General features: G+C 51.0%; 20 protein-coding genes, 1 tRNA gene, 1 pseudogene and 1 riboswitch. Of the genes and pseudogenes, 7 read left to right on the top strand and 15 right to left on the bottom strand.

Translation table 11 applies throughout. The features are described 5' to 3' along the window. Nucleotides 1-68: 68 nt before the first annotated feature. From EP25_RS0106075 to EP25_RS0106085, 3 genes are all read left to right on the top strand, one after another. Complete coding sequence (locus tag EP25_RS0106075) at nucleotides 69-2,624, top strand: circularly permuted type 2 ATP-grasp protein (RefSeq protein ID WP_031433048.1); 2,556 nt, start codon at nucleotides 69-71, stop codon at nucleotides 2,622-2,624. Continuing rightward, on the top strand, nucleotides 2,621-3,517 hold the full coding sequence (locus tag EP25_RS0106080; RefSeq protein ID WP_031433049.1) for a transglutaminase family protein: 897 nt from the start codon (nucleotides 2,621-2,623) through the stop codon (nucleotides 3,515-3,517). Before EP25_RS0106075 ends, EP25_RS0106080 begins: the two co-directional genes overlap by 4 nt. A 61-nt stretch (nucleotides 3,518-3,578) precedes the next feature. Next, on the top strand, nucleotides 3,579-4,334 hold the full coding sequence (locus EP25_RS0106085; RefSeq protein WP_031433050.1) for a peptidase: 756 nt from the start codon (nucleotides 3,579-3,581) through the stop codon (nucleotides 4,332-4,334). 652 nt (nucleotides 4,335-4,986) lie between these two features. Here the strand turns inward: EP25_RS0106085 and EP25_RS0106090 are convergent. The 6 genes from EP25_RS0106090 to EP25_RS0106115 form a co-directional block, all read right to left on the bottom strand. Beyond that, nucleotides 4,987-5,436, bottom strand: coding sequence for a type IV pilin protein (locus EP25_RS0106090; RefSeq protein ID WP_031433051.1), 450 nt, complete (start codon nucleotides 5,434-5,436; stop codon nucleotides 4,987-4,989). A 151-nt stretch (nucleotides 5,437-5,587) separates the two neighbouring features. Beyond that, nucleotides 5,588-9,109 carry a pilus assembly protein gene (locus tag EP25_RS22430; protein WP_084190977.1) on the bottom strand — a complete coding sequence of 1,174 codons (3,522 nt, stop codon included), beginning with the start codon at nucleotides 9,107-9,109 and terminating at the stop codon, nucleotides 5,588-5,590. A gap of 46 nt (nucleotides 9,110-9,155) precedes the next feature. Then, entirely contained in the window at nucleotides 9,156-9,764 is a 609-nt protein-coding gene (locus tag EP25_RS0106100) for a pilus assembly PilX family protein (RefSeq protein ID WP_051906439.1), read from the bottom strand. A 14-nt stretch (nucleotides 9,765-9,778) separates the two neighbouring features. Continuing rightward, nucleotides 9,779-10,867: a PilW family protein gene (locus EP25_RS0106105; protein WP_036300292.1), complete on the bottom strand. Its 1,089-nt coding sequence runs from the start codon at nucleotides 10,865-10,867 to the stop codon at nucleotides 9,779-9,781. Continuing rightward, a complete protein-coding gene (gene pilV / locus EP25_RS0106110) occupies nucleotides 10,864-11,331 on the bottom strand; it encodes a type IV pilus modification protein PilV (protein WP_031433055.1) in 468 nt (155 codons plus the stop codon). Before pilV ends, EP25_RS0106105 begins: the two co-directional genes overlap by 4 nt. Nucleotides 11,332-11,353: 22 nt before the next feature. Next, the gene (locus EP25_RS0106115; RefSeq protein WP_031433056.1) at nucleotides 11,354-11,923 is read right to left on the bottom strand and encodes a GspH/FimT family pseudopilin; all 570 of its coding nucleotides are present in this window, start codon (nucleotides 11,921-11,923) and stop codon (nucleotides 11,354-11,356) included. A gap of 883 nt (nucleotides 11,924-12,806) precedes the next feature. Here EP25_RS0106115 and EP25_RS0106120 point away from each other — a divergent pair. The 4 genes and pseudogenes from EP25_RS0106120 (at nucleotide 12,807) to EP25_RS0106135 (ending at nucleotide 16,702) form a co-directional block, all read left to right on the top strand. After that, the gene (locus EP25_RS0106120; RefSeq protein WP_031433057.1) at nucleotides 12,807-14,060 is read left to right on the top strand and encodes a hypothetical protein; all 1,254 of its coding nucleotides are present in this window, start codon (nucleotides 12,807-12,809) and stop codon (nucleotides 14,058-14,060) included. A gap of 132 nt (nucleotides 14,061-14,192) precedes the next feature. Further along, nucleotides 14,193-14,384 carry a P-loop NTPase family protein gene (locus tag EP25_RS0106125; RefSeq protein ID WP_031433058.1) on the top strand — a complete coding sequence of 64 codons (192 nt, stop codon included), beginning with the start codon at nucleotides 14,193-14,195 and terminating at the stop codon, nucleotides 14,382-14,384. Nucleotides 14,385-14,427: 43 nt separating this feature from the next. Beyond that, nucleotides 14,428-15,741 (top strand): annotated as a pseudogene (locus EP25_RS21815) (IS1380 family transposase). 391 nt (nucleotides 15,742-16,132) lie between these two features. After that, nucleotides 16,133-16,702, top strand: coding sequence for a PEP-CTERM sorting domain-containing protein (locus EP25_RS0106135; protein ID WP_031433059.1), 570 nt, complete (start codon nucleotides 16,133-16,135; stop codon nucleotides 16,700-16,702). 46 nt (nucleotides 16,703-16,748) lie between these two features. On the opposite strand, the gene EP25_RS0106140 is transcribed toward EP25_RS0106135, so the two are convergent. The 9 genes from EP25_RS0106140 to EP25_RS0106185 all read right to left on the bottom strand — a co-directional run bounded on the left by EP25_RS0106140 (nucleotide 16,749) and on the right by EP25_RS0106185 (nucleotide 25,965). Beyond that, a complete protein-coding gene (locus EP25_RS0106140; RefSeq protein ID WP_051906442.1) occupies nucleotides 16,749-18,575 on the bottom strand; it encodes a S8 family serine peptidase in 1,827 nt (608 codons plus the stop codon). Nucleotides 18,576-18,665: 90 nt separating this feature from the next. Further along, a riboswitch (cyclic di-GMP riboswitch) is annotated at nucleotides 18,666-18,751 on the bottom strand. Between the two features lie 778 nt (nucleotides 18,752-19,529). Then, nucleotides 19,530-19,614: transfer RNA gene (locus EP25_RS0106150), tRNA-Leu, on the bottom strand. 55 nt (nucleotides 19,615-19,669) lie between these two features. Next, the gene (gene rpoH / locus EP25_RS0106155; protein ID WP_031433062.1) at nucleotides 19,670-20,527 is read right to left on the bottom strand and encodes an RNA polymerase sigma factor RpoH; all 858 of its coding nucleotides are present in this window, start codon (nucleotides 20,525-20,527) and stop codon (nucleotides 19,670-19,672) included. Nucleotides 20,528-20,749: 222 nt separating this feature from the next. After that, the gene (locus EP25_RS0106160; protein WP_031433063.1) at nucleotides 20,750-20,947 is read right to left on the bottom strand and encodes a hypothetical protein; all 198 of its coding nucleotides are present in this window, start codon (nucleotides 20,945-20,947) and stop codon (nucleotides 20,750-20,752) included. 44 nt (nucleotides 20,948-20,991) lie between these two features. Then, nucleotides 20,992-21,957, bottom strand: coding sequence for a permease-like cell division protein FtsX (gene ftsX / locus EP25_RS0106165; protein ID WP_036300295.1), 966 nt, complete (start codon nucleotides 21,955-21,957; stop codon nucleotides 20,992-20,994). Nucleotides 21,958-21,962: 5 nt separating this feature from the next. Next, on the bottom strand, nucleotides 21,963-22,619 hold the full coding sequence (ftsE, locus tag EP25_RS0106170) for a cell division ATP-binding protein FtsE (RefSeq protein WP_031433065.1): 657 nt from the start codon (nucleotides 22,617-22,619) through the stop codon (nucleotides 21,963-21,965). Then, nucleotides 22,619-24,628, bottom strand: a complete 2,010-nt coding sequence (gene ftsY / locus EP25_RS0106175; protein ID WP_031433066.1) for a signal recognition particle-docking protein FtsY — start codon at nucleotides 24,626-24,628, stop codon at nucleotides 22,619-22,621. The genes ftsE and ftsY overlap by 1 nt, the downstream gene beginning before the upstream one ends. A 4-nt stretch (nucleotides 24,629-24,632) precedes the next feature. Then, nucleotides 24,633-25,229: a hypothetical protein gene (locus EP25_RS0106180; protein ID WP_031433067.1), complete on the bottom strand. Its 597-nt coding sequence runs from the start codon at nucleotides 25,227-25,229 to the stop codon at nucleotides 24,633-24,635. Further along, nucleotides 25,222-25,965, bottom strand: a complete 744-nt coding sequence (locus EP25_RS0106185; RefSeq protein ID WP_051906445.1) for an SURF1 family protein — start codon at nucleotides 25,963-25,965, stop codon at nucleotides 25,222-25,224. Before EP25_RS0106185 ends, EP25_RS0106180 begins: the two co-directional genes overlap by 8 nt. Between the last annotated feature and the right edge of the window lie 21 nt (nucleotides 25,966-25,986).

The following is a 25,986-nucleotide window of genomic DNA, read 5'->3' on the forward strand; positions in this document are numbered from 1 at the left end:
CACTACAAGCCTAAAAGGTACTTTCATGATTCAGCGCCAGGCACATGACCAATTCGGAAAAAACTGACTTGCAAAACAGAGCCGCCTCTCATAACGCCGCCCAGTTTTACGCCACTCGACTGGGCAGCTACGATGAAATGCTCAGCCATCAAAACGAAGTGCAACCTCATTGGCAGCATTTCATGGAGGCGATCGAGCACATGGGCGGACAGGAACTGGACGGCCGGCGCAAGGAAAGCCAGCGTCTGCTTCGTGAAAATGGCGTTACCTACAATGTTTATAGCGACAGCGGACATTTCACCCGCCCCTGGAAACTCGACCCAATTCCATTATTGATCAGTGCGGCGGAATGGCAAAGCATCGAGCAAGGCCTTAAGCAACGCGCCGAATTGCTGAACCTGATCTTCAGGGACCTTTATGGACGGCAAAACCTTCTTAAGAAGGGTCGGCTGCCGGCGGAGCTGATTTATGCCCATCAAGGTTTTTTAGCGCCTTGCCTCGGCACATTAACCGACTTCTCCCGGTTAACGATCTATGCCGCCAATTTGGCGCGCGGTCCCAACGGCAATATGTGGGTGTTGAACGACCATACCCAGGCCCCTTCCGGGATCGGCTACAGTTTGGAAAACCGCAGCGTCATCGGTCGAGTCATGGCCGATCTGTTCCAGGACGCTCAGGTACAAAGGCTAGGCTCGTTTTTCAGCGCCTTACAGAAAGGCCTGGCGCAATCCGCCCCCCATAATAAATCTGAACCCCATATCGTGGTCCTGACGCCCGGCCCTTTGAACGAAACCTATTTCGAGCATGCTTTTCTGGCGGCGCAACTCGGTTTCACCCTAGCCCAGGGCGAGGATTTAACGGTCCGGGACGGCAAACTCTGGCTGCGCACGCTGGAAGGATTGCAACCGGTAGACGTGCTGTTACGCCGGGTCGATGACACCTTCTGCGATCCGCTGGAACTGCGCGGAAGTTCGCAATTGGGCGTGGCGGGACTGCTGCAGGCGGTCCGCCAGGGCAACGTCAGCATCGCCAACCCTCTCGGCAGCAGCATTCTGGAAAATCCGGGCCTTTTAGCCTTTCTGCCCGGCTTGTGCCGTTATTTCCTGAACCAGGATTTACGGCTTCCTTCGGTGGCGACCTGGTGGTGCGGCCAGGCCAAGGAACGCGATTTCGTTATCAAGAACATAGACCGTCTGGCGATAAAACCAATCAATCGCGGCGGTACCAACCATGTCATCTTCGGCAATAGCCTAAGCCGCGAACAACGCAGCGAATTGATCGATAAAATCAAGGCTAAACCCTACCTTTATATCGGCCAGGAACAAATCACCTTTTCCACCGTGCCAACCCTGATCAACCGCAACATCGAAGCACGCAATTCGATTCTGCGCGGTTTCGCGGTCAGCTCCGACGACAGCTATCAAATCATGCCCGGCGGCTTGACCAGGGTCGCCGCCAATAAGGATCAATATACCGTATCCAATCAATTTGGCGCCATCAACAAGGACACCTGGGTTCTAACCGAAGAAGCCGTCGAAGAACATCATCCGCCGCAACCATCCCAAAATATCGCTATACCCGCGATCACCGAACCTTTGTCCAGCCGCGCCGCAGACAATTTTTTCTGGGTGGGCAGGAATTTCGAACGCATCCTGGGCGTCACTCGCCTACTACGTACGATTCTGGTCAAGCAAACCAACCTAATGAACGGTTATGACTCGGACAGCCAACAATGCCTGCAAGTATTGCTGCGCGCCCTGACCCATTTGACCGTGACTTACCCCGGTTTCGTCGAGATGGCACAAATGTCGCCGGCTCAGCAGCACCAGGAAATTTTGTCATTATTCAGAGACCAGCAACGCCACGGTACGCTCGCCAGCAATATCCAGTCCTTTTTCCAAGCGGCCTTCAATATCCGCGACCTCTGGTCGCAGGACACTTGGCGCTGCATCGATTCGATGCAGCACTACTGGTACAGCCAGGTGGTGACGATGGAACATCCCAATCCGCAACTGATCCGCTACCTGACGGAATTAAGCACGCGGCTGGCCGCGTTTAACGGCCTCGCGGCCGAAAGCATGACACGCGAATCGGGTTGGCTGCTACTTCAGTTGGGACAAAAACTGGAACGCTCCTTGTCGCTTGTTTCGTTATTGCGTTCCACTATCGTGCCTAAACAGCCGGATACCCAGCTCTATCTGGTATTGGAAGCCTTACTCGAGATCACCGACAGTTTCAGTATCTATAAACGCCGTTATCGTTCCGGCACCCGCCTGCCAATGCTGCTGGAGTTATTGCTGGCCGATGAAAGCCTGCCCTACTCGCTTCTTTTTCAATTGAAGAACCTGCATGAATATGTTTCCAAATTGCCCAGGCACAGCAATAAAAACCGTTTACGCCGAGAAGAACGCTTGGTCCTAAAAGCCTATACCGACCTGCAATTATGCGATATCGACGCTCTGCTGGCCGATAACGACGACGGCGTTTACGATAACCTCGACACCTTGCTCAGCGATATCGCGCAATCGCTTTGGAATGCGGCCGATGCGATTGCCCAAACTTATTTTAACCATATTAGCGCGACGCATCAGTTATCGCCTACCTGGGCCGAGGACAATTTGTGAAATTCCATATCACGCATACCACTCGTTACAATTACAGCCAATCGGTCAGTCTCTGCCATAGCGAAGCCCGCCTGTCGCCTCGCGGCTGCGCTAACCAACAATGCCTATCCAGCCGGCTGCAGATTGCGCCGGAACCGGCCGATTACCGGGAACGATTGGATTTTTTCGGCAACCGCGTTGCCTATTTCGCGGTTCAACGTCCTCATACCCAATTGACCGTTACCGCTGTCAGCGAAGTCGAAATCAACCCCGCCATTAAATTGCCGAATCAAAACGAGACCGTAACCTGGGAAAACCTGTCCGCCCAACTGCATAACATCGGACCGCTAAAAACTTCGACACCGGCCGCCATGCTGGAGGCCCGCTTGTATAGTCTGGATTCGGAAATGGCGGCGAGCAGCGCCGATCTAAGAAATTACGCTTCGGCCTCCTTCAAGCCCGGTCTATCCATCGCCGAAGTGGCGTTAAATCTGACCCAGCGCATCTACCGAGACTTCAATTACGACCCCAGTTTCACCACTATCGCCACGCCGTTGGCGACAGTGTTGGCGCATAAACGCGGCGTCTGCCAGGATTTTGCCCATCTGGCCATCGCCTGCTTTCGTTCGTTCGGTCTGCCGGCACGCTATGTCAGCGGCTATATTGAAACGGAACCGCCGCCGGGTCAGGTAAAATTGGCCGGCAGCGATGCATCGCATGCCTGGTTTTCGGTATTCATTCCCGGCACCGGATGGTTGGATTTCGATCCGACCAATAATTGCCAAGCTGGGGAACAGCACGTCACTCTAGCTTGGGGGCGCGATTACAGCGACGTGACGCCGCTGAAAGGCTTGGCGGTAGGGGGCAGCAAACATCAGGTTTCGGTATCCGTCGACGTGGTCAGAAAAACATAGTCCTGTTTCTTTCACCCGAATGCGATAAAATAGTTTTTTTCGGTCAATTAAGAAATTACCCATGACTTATTGTATCGCTGCCTCGATTGATGAAGGCCTGGTGCTGGTTTCCGATTCAAGAACCAACGCCGGTATCGATAATGTCAGTTCGTATAGCAAAATGCACGTCTTCGATACGCCGGCTGACCGCAAATTGATTTTATTGAGTGCCGGCAATCTGGCGACGACCCAAGCCGTTCTCGAGCAACTACACCGCGATAAAGTCAAGGAAGCGGAAGTTAACCTGAATAACGTCGAATGCCTGTCTGCCGCGGCCAATTACCTGGGCCAAGTCAGCGTGGAAAAGCAGAAACAGCATAAGGAGGCCGCCGGTCAAAACGCCTTCGATCCTTCCGCGAGTTTCATTCTGGCCGGCCAGATCAATCACGAAACACATGGCGCCTTCATGATTTATCCGCAAGGCAACAGTATTACCACTTCGGCCAATACGCCGTTTCTGCAAATCGGCGAAATAAAATACGGCAAGCCGGTCCTGGACCGCTTTCTGAAACCGGAAACCTCGCTGAACGAGGCGGCCCGCTGTTGCCTGGTCTCGATGGATTCGACCGTCCGCAGTAACGCCAGCGTCGGTCCGCCGATCGAACTGCTGATATACCGTAAAGACAGCTTTAAGCTGGACGAATATTATTGCTTCCAGGACGATGATGCTTACATGCTGGGCCTGCGCCGGCAATGGGAAGACCAGCTCAGGGAAGCATTCGCGAAACTGCCTATGTTGGATAAAAAATACGTCAAACCGCTCATCGCCAAGTTATAACGACCGACCGGTCTTAGAAGAGAACAATCTCCATTTGAGAGAGATCTGGTTACTGTACCAGAACAAAGTATTATCACGGCCCGGCATCACTCGGCGAGATAAGTATCAATATCACAAGAAATGCTTAGCTTCGTGCAAGCTCTTTTCAAGTGGAATCGGCATGTAAATATATTCCGCCTTCATCTCCTTGTCATCCCGAGGACGAAGTCTGCTAAGGGGTACGGTTGGGCATACTAGCACGGTCTGAGGTACAATTAAGCTATCTCCGGAAGCCGGAGGTTTATTCGGTTATGCCCTCTAAGGGCTCTTTTTGCTGCCAAGCCACTTATATCCAGCTTGATGGCTCGAAATATTCACCTTGGCTCTCTTGATGCCGGATATACTCTCTCTTACAACAAATTCATCCAATTCAACTATCGGAACAAAATAGCCTCGTAGCGGGACCTCAACCCCACGCCATCCCGGATTCCGCTACGCTGCATCCAGGCTACGAACTACGATTACTGTTCCAACGTAATTCATTATGCCCGGCATTTTATCGACGCTGTGTTAAATCCCTTGCAGCCTATGTATTTCGATTATGGTTGACGCTCTTGCTTAATCATAGAAACGAGCCACCTTCAACCTGCGACAAAAACCGATGGCCACGAGCTTACCAGCATTGAGTTTGCGAAAGACCGGCCGAATTGTTTTTAACCCCCGTATGGCTCAATGTTAACGTGCCGCATTTGTCACTACTCTGCACACCAACGGGAGCCGCACTCAAGGTATAGCTGTTCGGCGCAACCGCACTGATAGTCACATTATAATAACTTGCCGTTTCCGCCGGAACGGAAAAAATGGAAGGCGTCCCCGTGTCTTCCGTCGCAGTGCCGCAACCGGCCACCGCAGCGCCGCCGGCGGCCGCATCGCAATAACTGTTAACTTCGGTGAAATGCCGTTCCATGGTGTTTGCCAAATTCAATAACACGCCTTCGGCATCGGAGCGCCTGGACTTCTTGACACTCTCTTGATAATTCGGATAGACAATGCCGGCCAAAATTCCGATGATCACGACAACGACCATCAATTCAATTAAAGTAAATGCTTTTTGTTCACTCATCATATTGTTAGCGGGTAAATTCATTCAAACCTGAAACCGGTCATCAATTATTTTCCTAAGCCTCGATAACTCAAAACCGATCAATCCGGATAAATGCGCCGTTCCTAACGGGCAGTTCCCCTCTTCGCATAATTGATAGGAAAGCAAGGCTTTAATGCAGTTGCCGCCAAGAACGGCGCCGGCCGCTGGCGGCACCCGCCGGAGGCGGATTTCCTCCCCCGGGAGCGATTTCCTTCTTCATCATCATGTTGCCGCTGCTGCCGCTGGCGTATTTACAATCCATGCCTTCTTCGCAATTAATGATGGCCGGGGTATCGATAATACCGACCGTCGATTTGACGCCGGAAACGGCGAAAACAGCGGAAGTATCGTTTATGCGTACCAGATCTTTTTCATCCACGACGTGATCCTCATTGAGGTCTATCGGGGTCCCGCCGGCGAGCCGCGACCCGGCAAATTGATCCAATTCCATCAACCAGCTCGTTCCGCCGGGCGAACACGTCGCTGTAATCGGAATCAGTGTCGGAAAAATAACGACGCCATGACGAATGACGGGGGAGCTCACCACCCGTTCGCCGGCCGGCCCTGACGGCGGAAGCAAATCCAAATACCAGCCGCGCCTGCCGATATGGTTCGTACAAGGGGGAGAAGTGGTACTCGGAGCAAGAATGCCATAGCCGACTTCGCAGTCGGTCGTCACCCGAACATCGCCGCTTATCGTGGTTCCATCGGCAAGGATCGTAGTGCCGGTATTTCCCTCGAAAATGATGCTTTGTTGTTGCAATTCACCGCGCCCGGATATAACGCCGTTACAGGTCGTGCCCGACTTGTCGCAATCATCCCAAATACCGTAAAAAGTCTGGATTTGCGGCGAGTCCGGAACGATATTGTCGCCGGTTTCGAAATACTTGCCGGTACCGAAATAAATCATCGTTCCCTTGCCTTGGCCGTTGGCCGTGGCTTCGCTGACGGCCGGTTTCGCCGTGATCGGCTGGGTCGCGGCGGGATCGGCCGAATCCTTGGCGATGAAAAGCGGCGATCCATTGTAATCCACTCCCCAACTGGCCGTATTGTTGGAGCTGATGTCGAACTTCCACAGATTGCCTTGTAAATCGCCGGCATAGACGTAATCGGCAATATTGTCACCATCGACATCCGCCACGGCGGGGCTCGATAAACCGTTCGCCCCTGTTGCCGTTTCCGCTTCGATTTTCTTGACCAGCGCTCCGGTTTGGATATTGACGATATAGAGTACCGCCTTGCCCGATAGACTATTATAACCGTTCGCTATAACCGCAACCCACTGGCCGTCGGCGGCCCTGACCACCGCGGCCTCCGGCAGCGTGTAGCCCATATCGATTTCCGTAAACTCCCACAACACGCTGCTCGCGGAAAAATTATCCGGGTCGGTGATATCCAAGGCAAAAGTGCTGTTGCCCCCCGCGCCTAAGCTGCCGACCAGAACGGTATGCCAGGCGCTGTTGAAATAAACGTCTCCCGCCTTGGGCGAACCGTCGACGATGTAACGGTGAGCGTAATTGGGATCGGTCAAGGATACCAATGCCGAATTTATCGCCGCATTCGGCAGATAGGCAAAGATTTCCTTGCCGCCATCGGCTTCGGTGCCGGCATCGAAGCCGTGCATCATGCCGTCATTCGCCGCCACATAAATCATTTCGCGACGTGCGGTCGTTGCGAATGCCTCGTAACTGGAGCCTTCAGTTCCCGGCAAATTAGCATAGCCGAAGTTATCGCGCCCGACATAGAGGGGGTCAGAGTTAACGATATCCCCAAGAATCGACGAACGGTTGCGGAAGTTCCCACCATTATCCAATTCCTGGTCCTGTTTTCCTCTGAGGTAATCAAGCACTGTTTCGTCGCCTAATATTGCTTGCTGACTTGCATTCAAATTTTCCCACTTAAATTCGATGCCCTTGCTGGCCACTCCGGTCAACTCGGGATTATAGGAGTAAATGTTCCGCAAACCCGCGTTCGGCATTTTTTCGGACGCGAACCATAATTTCGGGCCTATTTCCCCAGCATCGATTTTCCCGTTTCCGTTGCTGTCTTCGCCGTCGTCCAGAACCCCGTTGCCGTTTATGTCTTCGGTCAATAATGTAAACGCGCGCAAATCGCCGGTCCATTCGTTGCTGTCAAAAATGGCTTGATAAATCAAGGAGTCGGTTTGAAATTTGGTGGAGTTGGTCGCGACCGACGACGAAGAAGCGGCTTGTTCGACGATAAAGCTAAATGCGCTGGCCAAACTTGCAGTCAATTCGGCTTCGTTACCGGCGTAATAAAATTTTCCGCCTCCCTGGATGGCCGCGTCTCTCGGCAACGGGTTATTTGGCTTAACATTCGGGTCAGGATCAACATAACTAGGATCGACATCTTTGTCGGCAAACCCGATCACGAACGTCGTCAAATTGTTCTTGGCGGTAACGGATTCGTCGGTGTTGCGTAGATCCGGGCGCAAATCCATTTCGTACAAAGCCTGTGCCACGTCGTCGAGATAATCGCTGGAATCGTTTCCCGGATCCTTGTAAGCCGTTTTCATATCATAAGCACCGCATTGACTGCTATTGTTCCCGGTGCAATCGCCGTCGTAATCGGTTAGATCGGAATCGATATTCTGATCCTTGGTCGGCAAGCCGTCGGTAATGAAAACCGCGAAACTTTTTTGGCAACTATATTGGATAGGACTGTCGGTGAATTTAGGCTCGCCCGCTATCGTCGTGCGTCCCTGCCAATTCGTATTATTTACCAGGGAGCTCGGAAAAATGCTCGATTTCGTTTTCGTGGCGGCATTGCTTTGGCCCGCATGCAACACCAAATTGTTACTGCCGGTGGCGAAATAGTTGCCGATATCGGCTAGTGTTTCGGCCAACGGTGTCCAGGTTTCAGGAGACGACACATCGATGCGATTCTTGATGTTCTTTTTCTTAATCTCGGTCAAGTCGTCCACCACTTCCCAAAGCTCTCCCCCTTCGGAAAAATCGAATTTCGCAAAACCTAGCCGGATATTGTCGTCCAGCGAATCGACCAAGGCGTTGGCGGCGTTCTTGGCGACCTGCATGCGCGTCGTTGTCGTTCCCTGCTTGGCGAGTTCATTACTGTAATACCAGTTCAACCAATTAGCGCGCTGGGCATCGGTTATAACATCATTAGGCAAAGTAAGGCCGCTAGTCGTGTAAGATAGATTTTGGGCGAAGCACTTCGTTCCCGTTCGGCGACCCGACCTGTTACCAAAAAAATCCGACGGGATGTCACTATCGTACACAACCGGTTCCATCACTATAACTGTGCAGCGATTTCTCCGGCGACTCCAAGACCCGCCCGCAGAATCGCATTCTCTCCGGCTATCCAGCGAATAATCGATCTGGGGTTCTTCCCTCACTGCCGGCAGCGGCGTGCTACTGCAGTTAGTATTGACCAGATAGTTCACCGAGGGATCATAAGGGGTACCAGCCGCGCTAACTTCCAAATTTGAACGCATGGAACCGGAATTATCCAACATCAGCATTACATTGGGCTTAACAGCGCCGGTCAGGAACAAGGGCGACTGGGCGATCTCGGCTTTCGCGATACCTGCCGCACACAGTCCCATGACGGCGCAATGAAGAACAAAGCGGGCATTCGCCATTGCGCTTCGAAAAGTGGAAAAGTCTTTCATAATACCTCCGCTTTTGAGTAAGCGTTAGGAACGCCGATTAGCATGGTCATGGCGCATCAACCTGGTAATTCGATTGCAGCATCACATAAGAGCTGGTCGTGCCGCCGACGGCCCGGGACGTGATACGGTAATTATGCCTTTGGTCGGCGGCCGGACAAGGCGAAGTGACACTGGCGCAAGCCGATCCCAGGTCTTCGATGATGTAGCGGGGATTGGCGCTGAGCCCGGTCAGATCGATCGTCGCGACATTGCCGTCTTCATCGAATTGCAGCGATTTGGCGTCGTCGCTCCAAATGGCCGCATCATCCCAAATGGGAGCGGTTTCTTTGACGCCATCGCAATCGACGTCAAACGGCAAATAAAAACCGACGGGGTTGGTGCCGGGGTCCGGGCAGAGGATCGTCGGCGTTACTGTCGCGGCAATGATCTCCCCGGCGCTCAACGCCGATTCCGCCCCCTGAAACGCAAGATTGCGATCGCGCATGTTCCCGGCCATTTTTTCTTCCAGCGTACTGGTCTGGGTAGCGGTGGTAACGACGATCGTCAACAGCAACAAAATAATCATCGAAACCACCAGAACCACGCCGGATTGTGACTTGGGACGGCCGTAGCAAGGCAATCGGCGAATAGCGGCATGTCTTGGTAACTGATACATAAGCAAACCTTCTCTTAAGGCAACCGGTTACGTACTGCAACGGTGGTATTGAAAACCCGCCTAAGCCGCCTGTCGGCCGGCGTAACCGTCGCGCCGTTATAGTCGTATGGCAAGGCTTGAGAAGCCAGATTATCGTCGCTGGCCACCAGGATACTGACACGCAGACTAACGACTCGATACCAGTCGGCGGCCCCGTCGCCATCCATGTCGGGAATATTATTGCCGCTGACATAATAATTGGCGGGACCGTCAGGCGCCGCCGTACCCGGATCGCCGTCGTCGTCGTCGTCAATATCGACTCCGTAAGTTATTTGCATATTTTCGATGCCTTCCAACAATTCGACCGGATTATTGCCGCCGATTGCCTTGGAATTATCGAGTCGCCATAACGACGGCCGGCCGTTCGCACCGGTCCGAATGTAGAAGGTTGACGAATTGAAGGCGAAAACCTCCGCATCGGGGCCATAGGCTTTGCTCAAATTATTGCCTAAATTCTGGTTGTTGGCGTGCGCTATAGTCTGCTTACCGGCACCCAGCGAGGCACTGGTGGCAATAAAAATGTCCGCGTCGCTGCAATCGGAAACGATAACGACGTCATACTGATCGATATCGCAGCTGTTCGGAGCATGGATTTGAATGTTGGCGTTGACCGTCGCCATGTTAGCCACCAGATAGCCGCCGCAGGACCCCCCGTAATAAATGGTAACGGCATCGGTACCGGCGACGCAAGCATTGGCAGCGCCGCAGGCGAGACTGTCCCAATTGTTAGCGACATTGTCAGTCCCTCTTACCGCCGGAGCGCCTAACGTCAAAGACGTTGGTGGCGGATTGGGATTGGGGTTCTTTGGGTCGACAATCACGTTCGGCGTGATGGAACTCAAACTTGCGCAGCCCAAAAAACCGGCCATGCGTATGTCCTTGTTGAGAATATCCAACGCGAACCGGCCGCTTTCCTGCACCCTGGACAAACCTTCAAGCAAGCGGTAGGTTTGTCTCGAACTAAGAAAAATCTGCAGTACGCCGCCGAGCAAAAAAGCGCCTAGCAATAACGCAATCATGATTTCAACCAGAGTCATGCCTTGTTGATTCTGTCGGGTCGTCATAGTTGAAAGCTCATCTGAAAATTCGGGTCATTCGCGTCGACGTTGCCGTCCCGGTTGTCGTCCCAGTTAATGGTAATCGTGTAAGTATTGCCCGCTACCGTCACGCTGCCGGCGGCGGCCGGAAGAATCGAGGTCATCGCGGCATTCCATTCGAACAAGTCGTTTTGGGCCATGTCCTGATTGGTGCAACTCGCACTCACCGTCGTGCAATCGGCCTGTGCGACCGCATCGGCCGGTGCCATCGTACTAGTCAGGTAACTATCGGCCGCGCCCGGATTGGCCCGCATTCTATCGGCCAGGTCGTATGCCATTTGCGTAGCCTGGCTGCGGTTGTAGGAACTCTGATTATTTCTGAGGCTGGCCGCCTGCAATCCGGCGAGGCCGAGCAAGCCGATCGCCAGAACAATCATCGCGATCAAAACCTCGATCAAGGTAAAGCCGCGATTTTTGTGCATGAAATTCATACGCACTCCATGGTATTAATTATCAAGGACAAGATGCGGCCGGCGAGGTAACATAAACTCTCCCGACCGAATTGAGGACGATGGCCCTGGAATTAACGGTATCCGTACCTTGGCAAAGCCGGTAGGTGTCGCCAATCACTGTGTTGCTCATTCCGCTGGCGACATAGGCGGTATAATCTTTATGCGAACTGGCGCCGGTTCTCAAGGTCATTCCCGCCGGCAAGGGATCGTAGGTTCGCAACAGACAATCTTCCTTCGGAGAGCCATCGGCATTGGTCTCGCACAGAGTCGTGTCTCCGTCATCGTTAAAAGAATTGTTGCCATCGCGATCGACAAAAACATCCCAGCCGTTTTCCCACACGCCACTGGTAGGGCCTTTTCTCCGGACCGTGACCTGAACGCCCCGTTTAATGGCTTCACTTTTCGCGAATTTCAGTGTCGTCACGAATTCGTTGGCATTAGTCGTCAAACGGTTGCTCCTGATACTGCCGATAAAACTAGGTATAGCGAACCCCATCACGACAGCGGCGATCGCAATTGTTACGATGAGTTCTATTAAGGTAAATCCATTGTCATCGTAAATTCTATTCATTATTCAATAACTCGTTCCAAACGATAAGGTTTATGCTTCATAATTACTCAATTCGGATCGGAAGCTATAGTGTGATAAGCACTAAATATGCCGATAATTTCAGTTTAGTCGAATCGCCATGCGATTCAAGTATTAGCGGTTGACTTAACGTCCCGCCATCAATCGCTGATTTTATTTACTGGAGACTACTTCCAGTTGCAGGATTTTTCCTTTTGCCTCTTTAGCGTATCGCTTTATCTTAATTGAGACAATGGAATTCCAACCAAATCGTATCCGATAGTTACCATGCTCTGCCTGGTAAATCAAACAGGGGCGCTCCCGCGCCCCGAACCGCAGAGTGGTTCAGACTGCATTCTTACACTGAGCTTGGGAACGAGTGTATACCTGGGGATCAGAGTAAACGATTTACAGCATTTCGCCGACGACTGACTGCACCTAGATTCACTTAAAATCCATAATTGCCAGTATAGGAGTCACGTTCTTTACCTGCATAAGTTAATCTAAAAAATGAGAAGCAAATCGCAAGATTATTGTTCGCACCTACACCATTGCCCCTTCTCATGAACTAACCTATCGATGTTTTTTCGTTGCTCGAGCTCCAAACAAGCGACCGCTCGCGAACGACAGGAATCGATGACGGATAACCATTTTCCTCTCTTTTTATCCGGTCATATTGCACTGATTTAATCCTAGGGGCGTTTCTTATGCACAAGTTTAAAGCGGTCTTTCCGTTGTTACTCACTTTGACACAACCAATTTATTCATTAAATTACTGATATTTAAATAATTTATTAAATACATACATAACTGGCATTAATTTCGCATTTAATATCAAGTATCCGCTTCTAAATGCAAAAAATAGCTACCCATGAACGACACCATTATGAAATCTCTTTCCTTCAAACGGCACGGCGACAAAGAAAATTCCGATTTTTTCGAAAATTATATACAAAAACTCCTGACCGAACGCGATCGCATCGGCCTTACCGATATGATCGGCCAGATCGAAGCTTTGATGATCACGGTGGACCCGGAACAGTCGATCCGTTATGTCGGCGAACTTTGTTTGATGACGCCGTATCATTATCTGGTCACGCTGGAAAGCGAGTCTCATTGGACCCATGTGTTGCGCATCGACATGAATTCGCCCGATTTACTGGTCAGGGAAGTGAAAGACCCGGCGATACAGGGCATTTTCCGCAGCCTGAACGAAGTCTACCCGATCGGCGCCAGCAAACCCAACAGCCGATACATGGGAGAAATTCTGCGGGTGGAAAATAGGAGCGAGGTTGTGCGTTTGCAGCAGGAACGCGAATTCCGTTTCTTTTCCCAAGACGACATCCGCCGCCTGGAATTGCCCGGCAATCTCGCGATCAGCAAACCATCGCCCTACACCCATAATATCGTCGCTTACATGGAACGTCCGGAAGACCAGCTTAGGGTCTATTCGCTAGGCTTGTCCAGCATCCGCGACGACGTGCAGAGCGCCTATTTGAAAGCCAAAGAACTGCAAGAAGAATTAGGCATCGATAAATTGTTGAACCCGATCGACCACCTGGCGACACGCATCTACAGTCAGAACCGGGAAACGGCGATACTCGAATGGTTGTCGCTGTCCAGCTATTATTACTGGGGTTCCTACGACATCAAGGACCAAAACTCCTCGACCAACGTCACCAAAAGCGTGCATTTCAGCGACGAAATCAACAGCCCGGCCAAGGTGTTCACCGCCAACAATACCCCTTATTTCGTCAACCATCTGGAAAAACTGCCCTCGCCCACCGAAACCTTCGTGCGCAACTACGGCCCCCGCCTACATCACCTGGCCGTCGGCGTCAACGACGGCGAATACAACGGAGTCGAAAACATCGACTATGTCGTCGATTCCATCGCCAAGCAAGGCAAGAAATTTTTGCTCGACGTCATCGGATCGCGCGAGGAAGGCATCAAGCAGATTTTCTCTAGCGCCTCGGAACATTCGTCGTTAATCATCGAATACGTCCAACGCTTCGGCGACTTCGACGGCTTCTTCACCAAACAAAACGTCGCCGAACTGACCCACGCAACCGGCGTCGAGGAAGAGCTGTTGAAAATGCAGACCAATGCCATGTCGAACTTGGCAACTGAGAGCAATTAGACTCATCCGAGTTATTAATGTAGGTCGTACTAAGCCTTAGCGTGTACGACAAAAGTGCTCGAGGCACACTCAAAAAATCGATCAACCACGCGGCTATTTGCCATATAACAAACAATCGAAAAAGGAAAAAACATGAGCCAAATCCATTTCATCGGTGGCGAAAAAGGCGGCGTCGGCAAATCCGTCATGGCCCGCCTGCTGGCCCAATACCTCATCGACAACGAAACTCCATTCAAGGTCTTCGACGCCGACCTTTCCCACGGCGCCATGATGCGCTATCCCGAATATTTCATGATAGAGGCGGGCAAGTTTGTTGATATTTGATAAAATTCAGTTACTTATATTGAATTTAACCAACAACTTGCCCATGACAAATTGTACTCCAGCTCAGATAGAATTTCCTCCCTTAAAACGCCGTAAAATAGACGCCCAATTCAGTGGTGGAGCGATCACCAGTGATGGCGGTGTGCTGTTGTTAAGAGCGATTGACCAGCAATTAGGATTAACCGAACGGATAGCGGCGCAGATTCCTGACGCCAGAGCCCCTGACCGCGTGCAACACTCTGTGATCAACCTGCTCCGTCAACGGGTTTATGGCTTGGCGTGTGGGTATGAGGATTTGAATGATCATGACACGCTCAGAAATGATATCGCCTTTCAGACGGCGGTGGAAAAGGATCAGACATTGGGCAGCCGATCCACCTTGTGCCGGTTTGAGCAGCAGGCGGATCGCGCCTTGATGTGGCGCGTTCATGAGGAGTTGCTGGCACAGTTTATCGCTTCGTATGAGACACCGCCGAAATCGTTGATCCTGGATTTCGACGCCACCGACGATCCGGTTCATGGCGAACAGGACGGACGTTTTTTTCATGGCTAGTATCGGCACTATTGTTTCCTGCCGTTGTATGTCTTTTGCGGCCATCACTGCTTGGTCAGTTATCTACGTCCCAGCAATATTGATGGCGCCAAGCACAGCTGGGCGATTCTGGCGTTGCTGGTTCGGCGCTTGCGTCAGGCTTGGCCGGACGTTGACATCACGTTTCGCGGCGATGGCGGTTTTTGTCGCCATAAGATGCTGAGTTGGTGCGAGCGGCATCGCGTTCACTATATTGTCGGGTTGGCCAAAAATAAACGCTTAACGCGCTTAAGCCAACCCTGGATTGAACAAGCCCGGCAACAGTTCCAAAGCGAACAACAGAAACAGCGTCTCTTTACCGATTTCCACTATAAAGCCGGCACCTGGAAACGCCGACGCCGTGTCATTCTTAAGGCCGAACACATGAGCCAAGGGAGCAATCCCCGCTATGTCGTAACCAATCTGGACGGCGATGCACAAACACTCTATGAAACCGTTTACTGTGCGCGAGGCGACATGGAAAACCGGATTAAAGAGCAACAATTGGATCTGTTTGCCGACCGCACCAGTTGCAGCCTGTGGTGGCCGAATCAGTTTCGTTTGCTGTTATCCACCTTGGCCTATACCCTGATCCAGGCGATTCGCCGAATCGCCCTCAACAACACCGAACTAGCGACAGCCACTTGCGCCACCATTCGCCTGAAATTGTTTAAAATCGGTGCCGTCATCATTCGTAACACCCGTCGTATTCGACTGCTGTTCAGCAGTCAGTATCCGTTTCAATCCCTGTTTAAATCCGTTTGTCAGCGCCTGTGCCCTGATTAGTACAAACAGAGTGCTGTGCCCGGCACGCTGATAAACAATGGGGTAAGGGGAAGTTGCGCCTGAAAAACGGAAATCAATGCTTAATTCCCTTTTTGACCGCTCAATTTCTCCTTACGATCGCATGTTTTAAAACAAACGAGGGTTTCGATAGGGTTTCAAGGGACTGATGAAATATCCGGGCTAAGACTACAAATATGTCAGAAAATTTTACATAGGTTTCATCTAAAGAATTCAAAACTTACAGCAACTTGACATATATGACTGTTTTCATTTCATAAATACTTTTTGGCATTAATAATGCTTTCTAGACCAAAAATGTATAAAGTCAATTTTTTTTGATCCAATCTGCGATAGCGGCCACAATTTTTAAAGAGAGATATGGAGAATTGTTATGATAAATAGAATTCCGAAGATAATATATTTAACCCTAGTGTATCTGATATTTAACTCGACAAATGTCTATTCAGCTTTTGTTAATGATACACTTCTTGGAAGCGCCGATCTCGCAAATTCTGGCGCCTCAACAGAAGAAGCCGAATTAGAAGCATTTCTTGGCTTTGACGTCGCTCTTGATTTTAAATTCGATGCACCTGCTTTTGATTTGACACAAGGAGATAGTCCTAGTCAATGGGTTATTGACGTCGCGCCGGATGATCCAGGATATTTCATCTTGAAATTTGGAACTGGAAACACTGGCTTTGATTCACATTATTTTTTCCAGAATATTGACGACCTAACAAAACTCGTTTGGGATAACAGTCAAGTAAACGGTCTCGAGGCTGGAAGCAGTTGTGGAAATACAACCTGTACATTTGAAAGGCTAAGCCATTATACGGCCTATAATGCTAATAATGGTGGCGGTGGCGGCGGCCAAGGCAACGCGCCCGAACCCGCTTCAATCGCCCTGCTTGGCATGGGGCTACTCGGATTCGGAGCCTCAAGGTTGCGCAACAAAAAATAAACTACAAAAAAGCCGGCTTCCGCCGGCTTTTTTTATGGGTTAAGCTTTATTTCTTTTTATTTCCTCTTCCCGACGACTTATTGTTCGTGCTACTACCGACATTCACCTGAATAGCTTGTTGACTCGATTTATTGGCGGTATCCACGGCTACCGCTTCTATGGTATGACTACCGTCGCTAACTTTGCGGGTATTCCAAGAATAGTCCAATGAGTTCCCATTTACCGAACCCATCAACACTCCATCGATATACAGGCTGACGCGGGCCACTTGCACATCGTCCTCCGCGGAAACCGAAATGGTTACCGTTCTGCTGACGGTGCTGCCGTCGGCCGGATTGCTGATCGCCACTGAAGGCGCATTCTGATCAACCACATCAGGCAGGTTCTTAACCGTGACCGACACATCGTTGGACGTCCCTTGGTTTCCCGCCGCATCGTCGGCATAAGCGGTTAATACGACATCGCCATCGGCAAAAGCCTCGCTATCCCAACTGAACTGATAAGGCGCGGTTCCGTCGGTTCCGACCAGTTGGTTGTTGGCATACAATGACACTTCATTCACTCCGACATCGTCACTGGCATTGACTTCGACCTGAACAATACCGCTGACTTGGTCGCCGCCGACCGGAGAGAAAATATTCACCGAAGGCGCTTGATTATCAACCGGCGTATTGTCCATATTCATTGCCATCTGCACTGCCGTAGCGGCATTTACTCTTCCATTGCCATAATATGGATGCCAATCGCCGGCAATTTTATCGGCGGAACCTTCCAATACTTGTTCGATTTCATCCGGCGTCAATGTCGGATTGGCCCCCATGATCAACGCAACGACACCAGCCGCGGCTGGACTGGAAAAGGAAGTACCGTTCCAATTGCCATAACCGCCGCCACGCGTGGTAGTCAAAATAGATGACCCCGGAGCCGCGACATCGATGAAAGCCCCATAATTGGACCAGCTCGCCTTGGCGTCGGTGCTTGTCGTAGCGGAAACCGAAATCATATAAGGGTTATCGCTATACCCTGGATCGGTGCCGTCATTACCGGCTGCCACGACGACCACCCCGCCTTTGGAGCGCATATACTGTGCGGCAGATGAGACGGAGGAGCTATTGGAAACGGCATAGCTGATATTGGCGACATCCGCGCCATGATCGGCCGCCCAGTTCAGGCCTCTGGCCACGTCACTCCAATAGGCATAGCTGTCGGAACGATTAGTGATTCTCACCGGCAATATTTGAGCGTTCCAGGCCACCGACGCCACGCCGGTGGCATTATTGCTGGAAGCGGCCGCAGTACCGGCGACTGCCGTACCATGCCCATTGACATCGGAAGTACTGTTGCTGCCATCCACCGCATTCCAGCCCGCAAGCAATTTTCCGGATAAATCGGGATGCGTCGCATCGACACCGGTATCGAGTACCGCGATTGTGATGCCATCGGCAATTGACGTCTCCCATGCTGTCGGCGCCTGGATTTTAGGTAAATGCCAGGCACTGCTGAATTTTGGATCGTTAGGGATCATTTCGCTCGGTTCCACAGCCATATCCAATTCGGCAAACTCGATATGCGGATTCTTAGACAACGCTCTGACCACGGCTTCCTCTGCATTTTCGGGAACACTGATCACATGCACTTTCAGCGCCCCAATTGCTTCAATTGCTCGAGCATTACTTCTTTTGAGGATATTTTTGAATTCATTCGCTGGCAACCCTGCCCTTGGTTTAACCAAAATTTGTCCGGTTTTCCAAGGCTTTTCGGGAGCAGCATTTACGGCTGTCACGCAAGAAACACTTGCGAGACAAACCGCCACTCCCGTTTTTAAAACTTGTTTTGAACGATTTAGGCTTCTTCGGATATTTTTTGATTTCATGACTCTAACTCCAAAATTATCAAATTTAAGTCCGAAGGAGATCCCAGAGGTGGCGATAATAAATCAAGCGATGCATTTTGCATCGTTTGATCTGGCAATCCCACTGTCATAGGAAAAACTCCGTTAGACTGGAAACTTTGCGTCCTCACCTTTCGATGAGTTTGCTCTTTTCAGATCAACTTGCCTTCTCAGGCCAGGTTAACGGCTTGTTTAAATGCCTTGCCGCTCCTGTTGGGTGAAAGTTTAATGAGAAATGCCCATAAAGTTGTGACGTAGTATGCAATAATTTATTTAAGTAAAACATTTAGTTACAGCCTTTCCCTGTTCAGAGAACTATTTCTCAATTTATGCTTATAATCCCCTAAAAAAGTTGATTCATTACGCAATTCTCAACTCATTAAGATCATTAAGCCATATTGTAATCAACACGTTGTACGCGCTAAAGTCCTTACACACAAAATGTAAGCATTATCTTACTCGCTAAGTATAAATTAGAAGTCTTATATGAAACTTAAATCGAATCAAGCTATCTCCGACATAGCCTGAGGTTTCTTGGGTTAAGGCCCAAAGGACTCATTTTACGGGCAACCCTTGTAGCCCGCGCATGAAGCATTACGAAATGCGGGATCTGGGAACCACGACATTCCCGGATTCCGCTACGCCGCAACCAGGCTACGAACTGCGGGTCAAGCCAAAATGCTTGGAGGTATCGGATAAGGAAAGCGCCCGCAATATATCTTCGCGCAAGGTTTCGCCGAAGCGGGAGTGCGGTAGGTTTCGAATGTGCGTCTTGGGTAAGCTCTAATTGGTCATCCAAGTAATCGACCAACACGACGTCTTCGCTCTCGACCTTGAGGTAATCCGCCAATTGCCATTGATGACTATAGAGATTGTGCAAAAATTTTTAGGTATAAAAAAAGGGGTTGTGATTTCTCACAACCCCTTATCTTTATCTGGTACCGAGGGCCGGAATCGAACCGGCACTCCCGAAGGAACTGGATTTTGAATCCAGCGTGTCTACCAGTTTCACCACCTCGGCAGATCCTGAGTATTATACCAGGGCTTTTTGTTTTGCCAAGCCTTTTTTGAAAAAATTATGCTTCCAGCACTACCGCGGCTTTCAGCTTTTTCATGGCGTTTTTTTCCAGCTGCCTGATGCGCTCGGCGGATACATTATAACGCTCGGCCAGCTCGTGTAGCGTCGCTTTCTCATCGGCCAACCAACGGCTGGTCAAGATATCCTGGCTACGTTCATCAAGTTCAGCCATCGCTGAAATCAACAACTCTTCCTTATGATCTTTCCAGTCAGCGTTTTCCAGCACCAAAGCCGGGTCGGCGCCCTGTTGCTCCAAATAATTGACCGGCGCGGAATTGTTGTCTTCGGCTGAATCATCATTTGTTAGATCGAATGCCATGTCCCGACCATCCAGCCGTTTTTCCATTTCATAGACGGTGCTGATATCGACATCCAGGTTTTCGGCGATCGCCTCGGCATCGTTTTTAGACAGCCAGTCCAGGTTTGGCTTCGATTTACGCAGATTAAAAAACAATTTGCGTTGCGCCTTGGTCGTGGCAACCTTGACGATACGCCAATTTTTTATGACATATTCGTGGATTTCTGCCTTGATCCAATGAACGGCAAAAGAAACCAGACGCACCCCCATGTCGGGATCGAAACGTTTGACCGCTTTCATCAAGCCGACGTTGCCTTCCTGCATGATGTCGGCCATCGGCAGACCGTAACCGCTGTACCCCCTGGCAACATGAGCGACAAAACGCAAATTGGACAATACCAGCTGGCGAGCGGCTTCCAGATCGCCCATGTCTCTGTAACGCAGCGCAAGCTCGCGTTCCTGCTCGGAAGTCAGTTGCGGAATTTGGCTGATGGCGTTCAAATAGGCATCGAACGTTCCGGCAGATAAGTTGACTGGTAAAGCTAATGCATTACTCATATTCACCTCTTAATTAATTAGTGTTCGCGCATCTGATTCATTTTGCCCTTTTCCCGGAAAGAGGACTTTTTTAATAAACGATCGAAATCAGCTGTGCGAGGGGTATTTTCAATTTTCTAAATTTTAGCACTCCAACGTTCTGAGTGCTAATCCAATGACAAGTTCCCGAATAAAATATATTAAGTTACCTCCGGATAGCCGGAGGTTTTTTGGGTTACGCCCTCAAAGGGCTCTTTCTGTGGTCAAGCCACTTATTTCCTGATGGCTCGAAGTATTTATCTTGGCTCTCTTGATGCCGGAAATACTCTCTCTTACAACAAATTCAGCCAATTCAACTATCTGAACAAAATAGGCCGCATGAAGCATCGCGGAATGCGGGATCTGTAAATCACGCCATTCCCGGATTTCGCTACGCTGCATCCAGGCTACAAACTAACTTAATGACAAGTTCCCGAATAAAATAATTATTGCGGCTTTATTTGCCGAAGCTGGGAATGCAGAACGAGCCACGCGCCTAACGCGCCGGAAAAAGAAGAGAAAAAAAGCAACAAGAATGTTTCGGTGAAATTCAAATAGAGAATATGAAAACTGCCATCATATAACAAGGACAATCTCTCCAATGGGCCTTGCAATACCAATACCATGATCGTGATGATCAACCAAGCAGTCACGCCGGCAAAAAAGCCCAGCCACAGACCGGTGTAAACGAACGGCCTTTGTACAAAGGCATGGGTCGCGCCCACCAACTTGGCGATCAGCACTTCTTCGCGGCGATTTTGCAATTCCAGGCGGATGGTGTTGCCGGTGATAAAAATCACGGCAATCGCCAGCAACGTATTTAACAGAGTCACCCCCCGTCCCGCCAATTGCATGATGCTTTGCAGCCGCTTGACCCACTGCATGTCCATTTGCACGAAATCCACCTGCGGATAGCGCTGGAATGCCGCAATCAATTTTTCCAGATCCGCATCGTCCTTTAGCGTATTTTTCGGCAATACCTGGATCACCGCCGGCAAGGGGTTGCTGTCGAGCGCATTCAGGGCATCGCCGAAACCGCTGTAGGCTCTGAACTCGTCCATCGCCTGTGATTTGGTAATCACCTTGACGTCTTCAATGGATGCGTTTTCGCCGAGCTTTTCCGCCAACTTACGTCCCTCCGCATCGGAAACACTGTTTTTCAAGAAGATGGAAACCTGGTTGCTGGCCTCCAAATTACCGGTCAGTTGGCGGGCATTGTTGACCAACAAATAAAAACTGCCGGCCAACGCCACTGCAATCGCCAAGACCAATATAGTCATGATCGAGTTAAAAGGCGACCTGATCAATCGTCCCAAACTGGAAAACAGCGCCTGGGCGTGACTTATAAAATAAGCTTGCGCCTTGTCGGCTAGGCCGGTATTGGCATGATTGACTTTTTTTATTTGCGTCATAAACGTCACTCTTTGACCAAATGGCCATGATCCAGCTTCAACACGCGATACCCCATTCGGTTGATCAAATCGATATCGTGACTGGCAATCAAAACCGAAACCCCCACCTGTTGAAACTGCTCGAACAAATGCATCACTTCCGCCGACAATTCCGGATCTAAATTACCGGTCGGCTCGTCGGCCAGGATCAATCGCGGCTTGTTGACCACGGCGCGGGCGATTCCCACCCGTTGCTGCTCGCCGCCCGACAAGGCCAAGGGATATTTCTTTTCCATGCCCAACAAACCGACTTTATCCAATGCCGCCCTCACCCTTCTGGCGATATCCTGATGGCCGTAACCGGAAATCACCAGAGGCAAGGCGACATTATCGAACACGGTGCGGTCCAACAACAGCTTATAGTCCTGGAAAATCAGCCCAAGACGTCGACGGATAAAAGGAATCTGGCGTTCGCTGAGACGATTGAGATTTTGCCCTTCCAGCAGAACATGGCCTCTGCTACACGTCTCCATCATCGCAATCAATTTTAGCAAGGTGCTTTTACCGGCGCCGGAATGGCCGGTCAAAAACGCCATTTCACCGTGCGCCAAATGAAAACTGACATCGACCAGCGCATCGCCGGCATCCGGATAGCGTTTACAAACGTGATCGAATTTCAGCATCAGTCTTGCACAAACAAGGCGTCGACGAATGTTTTGGCATCGAAATCCTGCAAATCGTCGATGCCCTCGCCGATACCGATAAACCGAATTGGCACAGCCAATTGCTTGGCCAGGGCGAATATCACCCCGCCCTTGGCGGTGCCGTCCAACTTGGTCAAGGCGATGCCGGTCAGATGCACCGCATCATTGAATAATTTGGCCTGCGACAAGGCGTTCTGGCCGGTCCCGGCGTCCAGCACCAACAAGACCTCGTGCGGCGCCGTTTCATCCAATTTCGCCATGATGCGTTTGATTTTAATCAATTCGTCCATCAGATTGGACTTGGTATGCAATCGGCCGGCGGTATCGGCGATCAATACATCGACTCCCTTGGCCTTGGCCGACTGCACGCCGTCGTATATCACCGATGCCGAATCCGCGCCGGTATGCTGGGCGACCACATGGATATTGTTGCGCTCGCCCCAAGTCTGCAACTGCTCGACCGCCGCCGCCCGGAAGGTATCGCCGGCCGCCAGCATGACGCTATGCCCCTGAGCCTGCAGACGTTTCGCCAATTTGCCGATGGAGGTCGTCTTGCCGGCGCCGTTGATGCCGACCACCAGAATAACGAACGGATTATCTTGTTTCGGAATAACCAGCGGTTGGCTGCACGGCTGCAGCATATCGTACAAATCTTGTTTCAATGCCTGCGTCAACGCCTCGGCATCATTAAGCTGGTGACGCTCCAGGTTTTCAGTCAACCGGGAAATGATTTCGTTGGTCGCCTCGATGCCGACGTCGGCCATCAACAAACTAGCCTCGATTTCCTCCAACAGGTCCTGATCGATACTTTTTTGGCCTAACGGCAACGAAGCCAGTACGCCGCCCAATCCCGAACGGGTCTTTCCCAACTGGGTCTTCAAACGCAAATAAAGCGACTCAGCTTCCGGTTCGACATAGACTTCTTCCGCGGGAACCGCAACGGCCTCGCCACCAACCGCGGGAACCACCGTTTCGGCTTTCTCTGCCTCGGCCGCTTTCTCGGCAGGCACGCCATAGCGGGCGTAAAAGCCAACCGCAATCAACGGTAACATCAGCAAGGCGGCAAAAGCGTTATGAGCCACGGCCGACCATAGCGGTAACGACAAACGCACATTGAGGATACCCAGCGTTATCTGCACCAGGAGTAAAGCACTCAGCAACAAACCAGCGCGACGCACGGCTTTCGGATAACGCTCGGAAGTCGCCACCAGCATTACCATCGTCAGCAAGACAAAGCTCACCAGGGCGCCGGCACGATGCAGCCAATGAGCGGCCAATTGGCCTTGGAATGACAACACGCCCTGGTAACCGCTTTCCAGGCCGCTAAAGAAATTCAGCGCGGCACTGTAATCGGCATCGGGCAACCATTTGCCATCGCAACGGGGAAAATCACTGCAGGCCAACGCCGCGTAATTGCTGCTGGTCCAGCCGCCCAGAAAAATCTGCGCCAATAACACCGCCATTCCGAGCCAGGTCAGGACTCGCAGGCCCGGAAAGGCTTGTTCGTTGCGTACTAGTCCCGGCGCCGTGCGCAGATAAATCCAGGCGATGGTCCAAAAAGTGATGAAACCCAATAATAAATGCAGGGTGACGACGATCGGCATGGTCTTCGACTCGACCGTCCACATGCCCAGGGCCGCTTGAGCCGCAACCAGTAACAGCAGAGCGCCGGTCGACAAGACCGCGGGCAGGCGGCATTGCTTTTGCCACCATGCCATCACGGCCAGAACCAATGCCAGCACGCCCAACAAGCCTGCGGCATAACGATGCGTCATCTCCTTCCAGGCCTTGCCGGCATCCAAGGGGTTGTCCGGAAACGTTTGTTCGGCTTGGGACTTGAACGCGGCATCATCGCTGACCATGGCCTTGCCATAGCAACCCGGCCAATCGGGACACCCCAGGCCGGCATCGGACAAGCGCACATAGGCACCGAGGACAATTACAAACAGCGCCAATAAGGCGGTGAAAAGAACGAGTTTTCTAAACATTGTTTTAACCGATTTGCGAAATTCTGAGTAATTTGCCTAAGTCTTTCTTGACATCATAGGGATCGAAGCCGGGCGGGTATTGCATCATCAGGTTTCCCAGGGGATCCATTAGCAACAACATGCCGTCGGGTATTTGCTTTGGAATGATCCGCTTGATTTTCTCGGTTAGCGAAGCTCGCGAATAGGACCTGAGCAGGCGGTTGTCGTCCTGCCACCAGCGCGCAGCGGTTTTTTCGTCGACCCGGTTCAACACCAGCACCAAGCGGCGGATTCTAACCAAATCCTTATTCATCATCAGCCGGAGTTGCTTGCTGGCATGGATGGCATCGAGGCAGGCTTTGTTACATTCCGTCCCCGGAATAATATTCACCAGCACCCAATGCCCTTTCAATTCCGCCATATTGTCCCTGGAAAACGGGTCGAAGCCGGCGAATTCATCGTATTCGGTCGCGACCGGAGGGTCGATCAATTGTCCTTTGTTTGTGCCGCCACCCAGCCAAATTTTATTGGCCGACAGGTACCAGGCTATCAAAAAAGGAATAACCGCCATCGCAAACAGCAGCAAAATGGTGTTGCGATTTTTTCGTTGTTGTTTATCCATTCTGTTTAAAACTGAACCATAAAAATAACACAGTGAGGGTCAATGCCAGCGCAAACCATTGCACCGCGTAGGCGATATGTTTTTCCGGCGGCATGATCGAAATCGTTTGCCACTCGCGGCTATAGCCATCTTTCTGGGTCGGATCCAATTCGATCTGAAAATCCAGCAAAGAATAACCAAGTCGTTCGGCGAGTATGCGATGATTGACCACCTGTACCGTCGCCGGCCAGCCATCGCTCGGCACATCGGCGCCTTCCAGCACCAAGCCGACCGGTGGAAAATGATTGACCCGCCCCGTGATCGTGGTATTGCGCTCGCCGATCCGCAGGTCGGGAAATTCTTGACGATTCTTCGCCATGCCGATCCAACCACGATTCACCAATACCGCTTTATCCTGCCCGGCAATAAAAAACGGTGTCATGACAAAGTAGCCGACTTTGCCGTTTTTTACCTGGTTATCGATCAAAAACTGGTGGGCATCGTCGTATTGTCCGGAAACCGACACCTTTCGATATTCCAACGTCTTCAAATCGGCCTCTTCGAGTCGGTTTAAGTGACTGATTTCAACTGATCGGCCCTGCTCGAGTTGGCGTAAATAACGTTCCTTTTGCTCCGCCCGGCGCAATTGCCAACTCCCCAGGGAACACAGAATAATCAACAAAATCACGTAGACGACCAAAGCTGTGACCGAAAACCGAATGGTCTTCCCGGCAACTGGAATCTGTATTTTTTTCATTATTGACTATTGGCAATTAAT

Origin of the sequence: Methylomarinum vadi (genome assembly GCF_000733935.1) — a bacterium.
In the GTDB taxonomy this organism is placed as follows: Bacteria; Pseudomonadota; Gammaproteobacteria; order Methylococcales; family Methylomonadaceae; genus Methylomarinum; species Methylomarinum vadi.

What these genes read in the sequence shown, in the direction of transcription:
- EP25_RS0106180 (WP_031433067.1), bottom strand. Translation starts at nt 25,229, where the DNA reads ATGGATAAACAACAACGAAAAAATCGCAACACCATTTTGCTGCTGTTT.
- EP25_RS0106090 (WP_031433051.1), bottom strand. Translation starts at nt 5,436, where the DNA reads ATGAGTGAACAAAAAGCATTTACTTTAATTGAATTGATGGTCGTTGTC.
- EP25_RS0106100 (WP_051906439.1), bottom strand. Translation starts at nt 9,764, where the DNA reads ATGTATCAGTTACCAAGACATGCCGCTATTCGCCGATTGCCTTGCTAC.
- EP25_RS0106115 (WP_031433056.1), bottom strand. Translation starts at nt 11,923, where the DNA reads ATGAATAGAATTTACGATGACAATGGATTTACCTTAATAGAACTCATC.
- EP25_RS0106185 (WP_051906445.1), bottom strand. Translation starts at nt 25,965, where the DNA reads ATGAAAAAAATACAGATTCCAGTTGCCGGGAAGACCATTCGGTTTTCG.
- EP25_RS0106105 (WP_036300292.1), bottom strand. Translation starts at nt 10,867, where the DNA reads ATGACGACCCGACAGAATCAACAAGGCATGACTCTGGTTGAAATCATG.
- EP25_RS0106085 (WP_031433050.1), top strand. Translation starts at nt 3,579, where the DNA reads ATGACTTATTGTATCGCTGCCTCGATTGATGAAGGCCTGGTGCTGGTT.
- ftsX (WP_036300295.1), bottom strand. Translation starts at nt 21,957, where the DNA reads ATGACGCAAATAAAAAAAGTCAATCATGCCAATACCGGCCTAGCCGAC.
- pilV (WP_031433055.1), bottom strand. Translation starts at nt 11,331, where the DNA reads ATGAATTTCATGCACAAAAATCGCGGCTTTACCTTGATCGAGGTTTTG.
- rpoH (WP_031433062.1), bottom strand. Translation starts at nt 20,527, where the DNA reads ATGAGTAATGCATTAGCTTTACCAGTCAACTTATCTGCCGGAACGTTC.
- EP25_RS0106135 (WP_031433059.1), top strand. Translation starts at nt 16,133, where the DNA reads ATGATAAATAGAATTCCGAAGATAATATATTTAACCCTAGTGTATCTG.
- EP25_RS0106160 (WP_031433063.1), bottom strand. Translation starts at nt 20,947, where the DNA reads ATGCAGCGTAGCGAAATCCGGGAATGGCGTGATTTACAGATCCCGCAT.
- EP25_RS0106140 (WP_051906442.1), bottom strand. Translation starts at nt 18,575, where the DNA reads ATGAAATCAAAAAATATCCGAAGAAGCCTAAATCGTTCAAAACAAGTT.
- ftsE (WP_031433065.1), bottom strand. Translation starts at nt 22,619, where the DNA reads ATGCTGAAATTCGATCACGTTTGTAAACGCTATCCGGATGCCGGCGAT.
- EP25_RS0106125 (WP_031433058.1), top strand. Translation starts at nt 14,193, where the DNA reads ATGAGCCAAATCCATTTCATCGGTGGCGAAAAAGGCGGCGTCGGCAAA.
- EP25_RS0106120 (WP_031433057.1), top strand. Translation starts at nt 12,807, where the DNA reads ATGAAATCTCTTTCCTTCAAACGGCACGGCGACAAAGAAAATTCCGAT.
- EP25_RS22430 (WP_084190977.1), bottom strand. Translation starts at nt 9,109, where the DNA reads ATGAAAGACTTTTCCACTTTTCGAAGCGCAATGGCGAATGCCCGCTTT.
- ftsY (WP_031433066.1), bottom strand. Translation starts at nt 24,628, where the DNA reads ATGTTTAGAAAACTCGTTCTTTTCACCGCCTTATTGGCGCTGTTTGTA.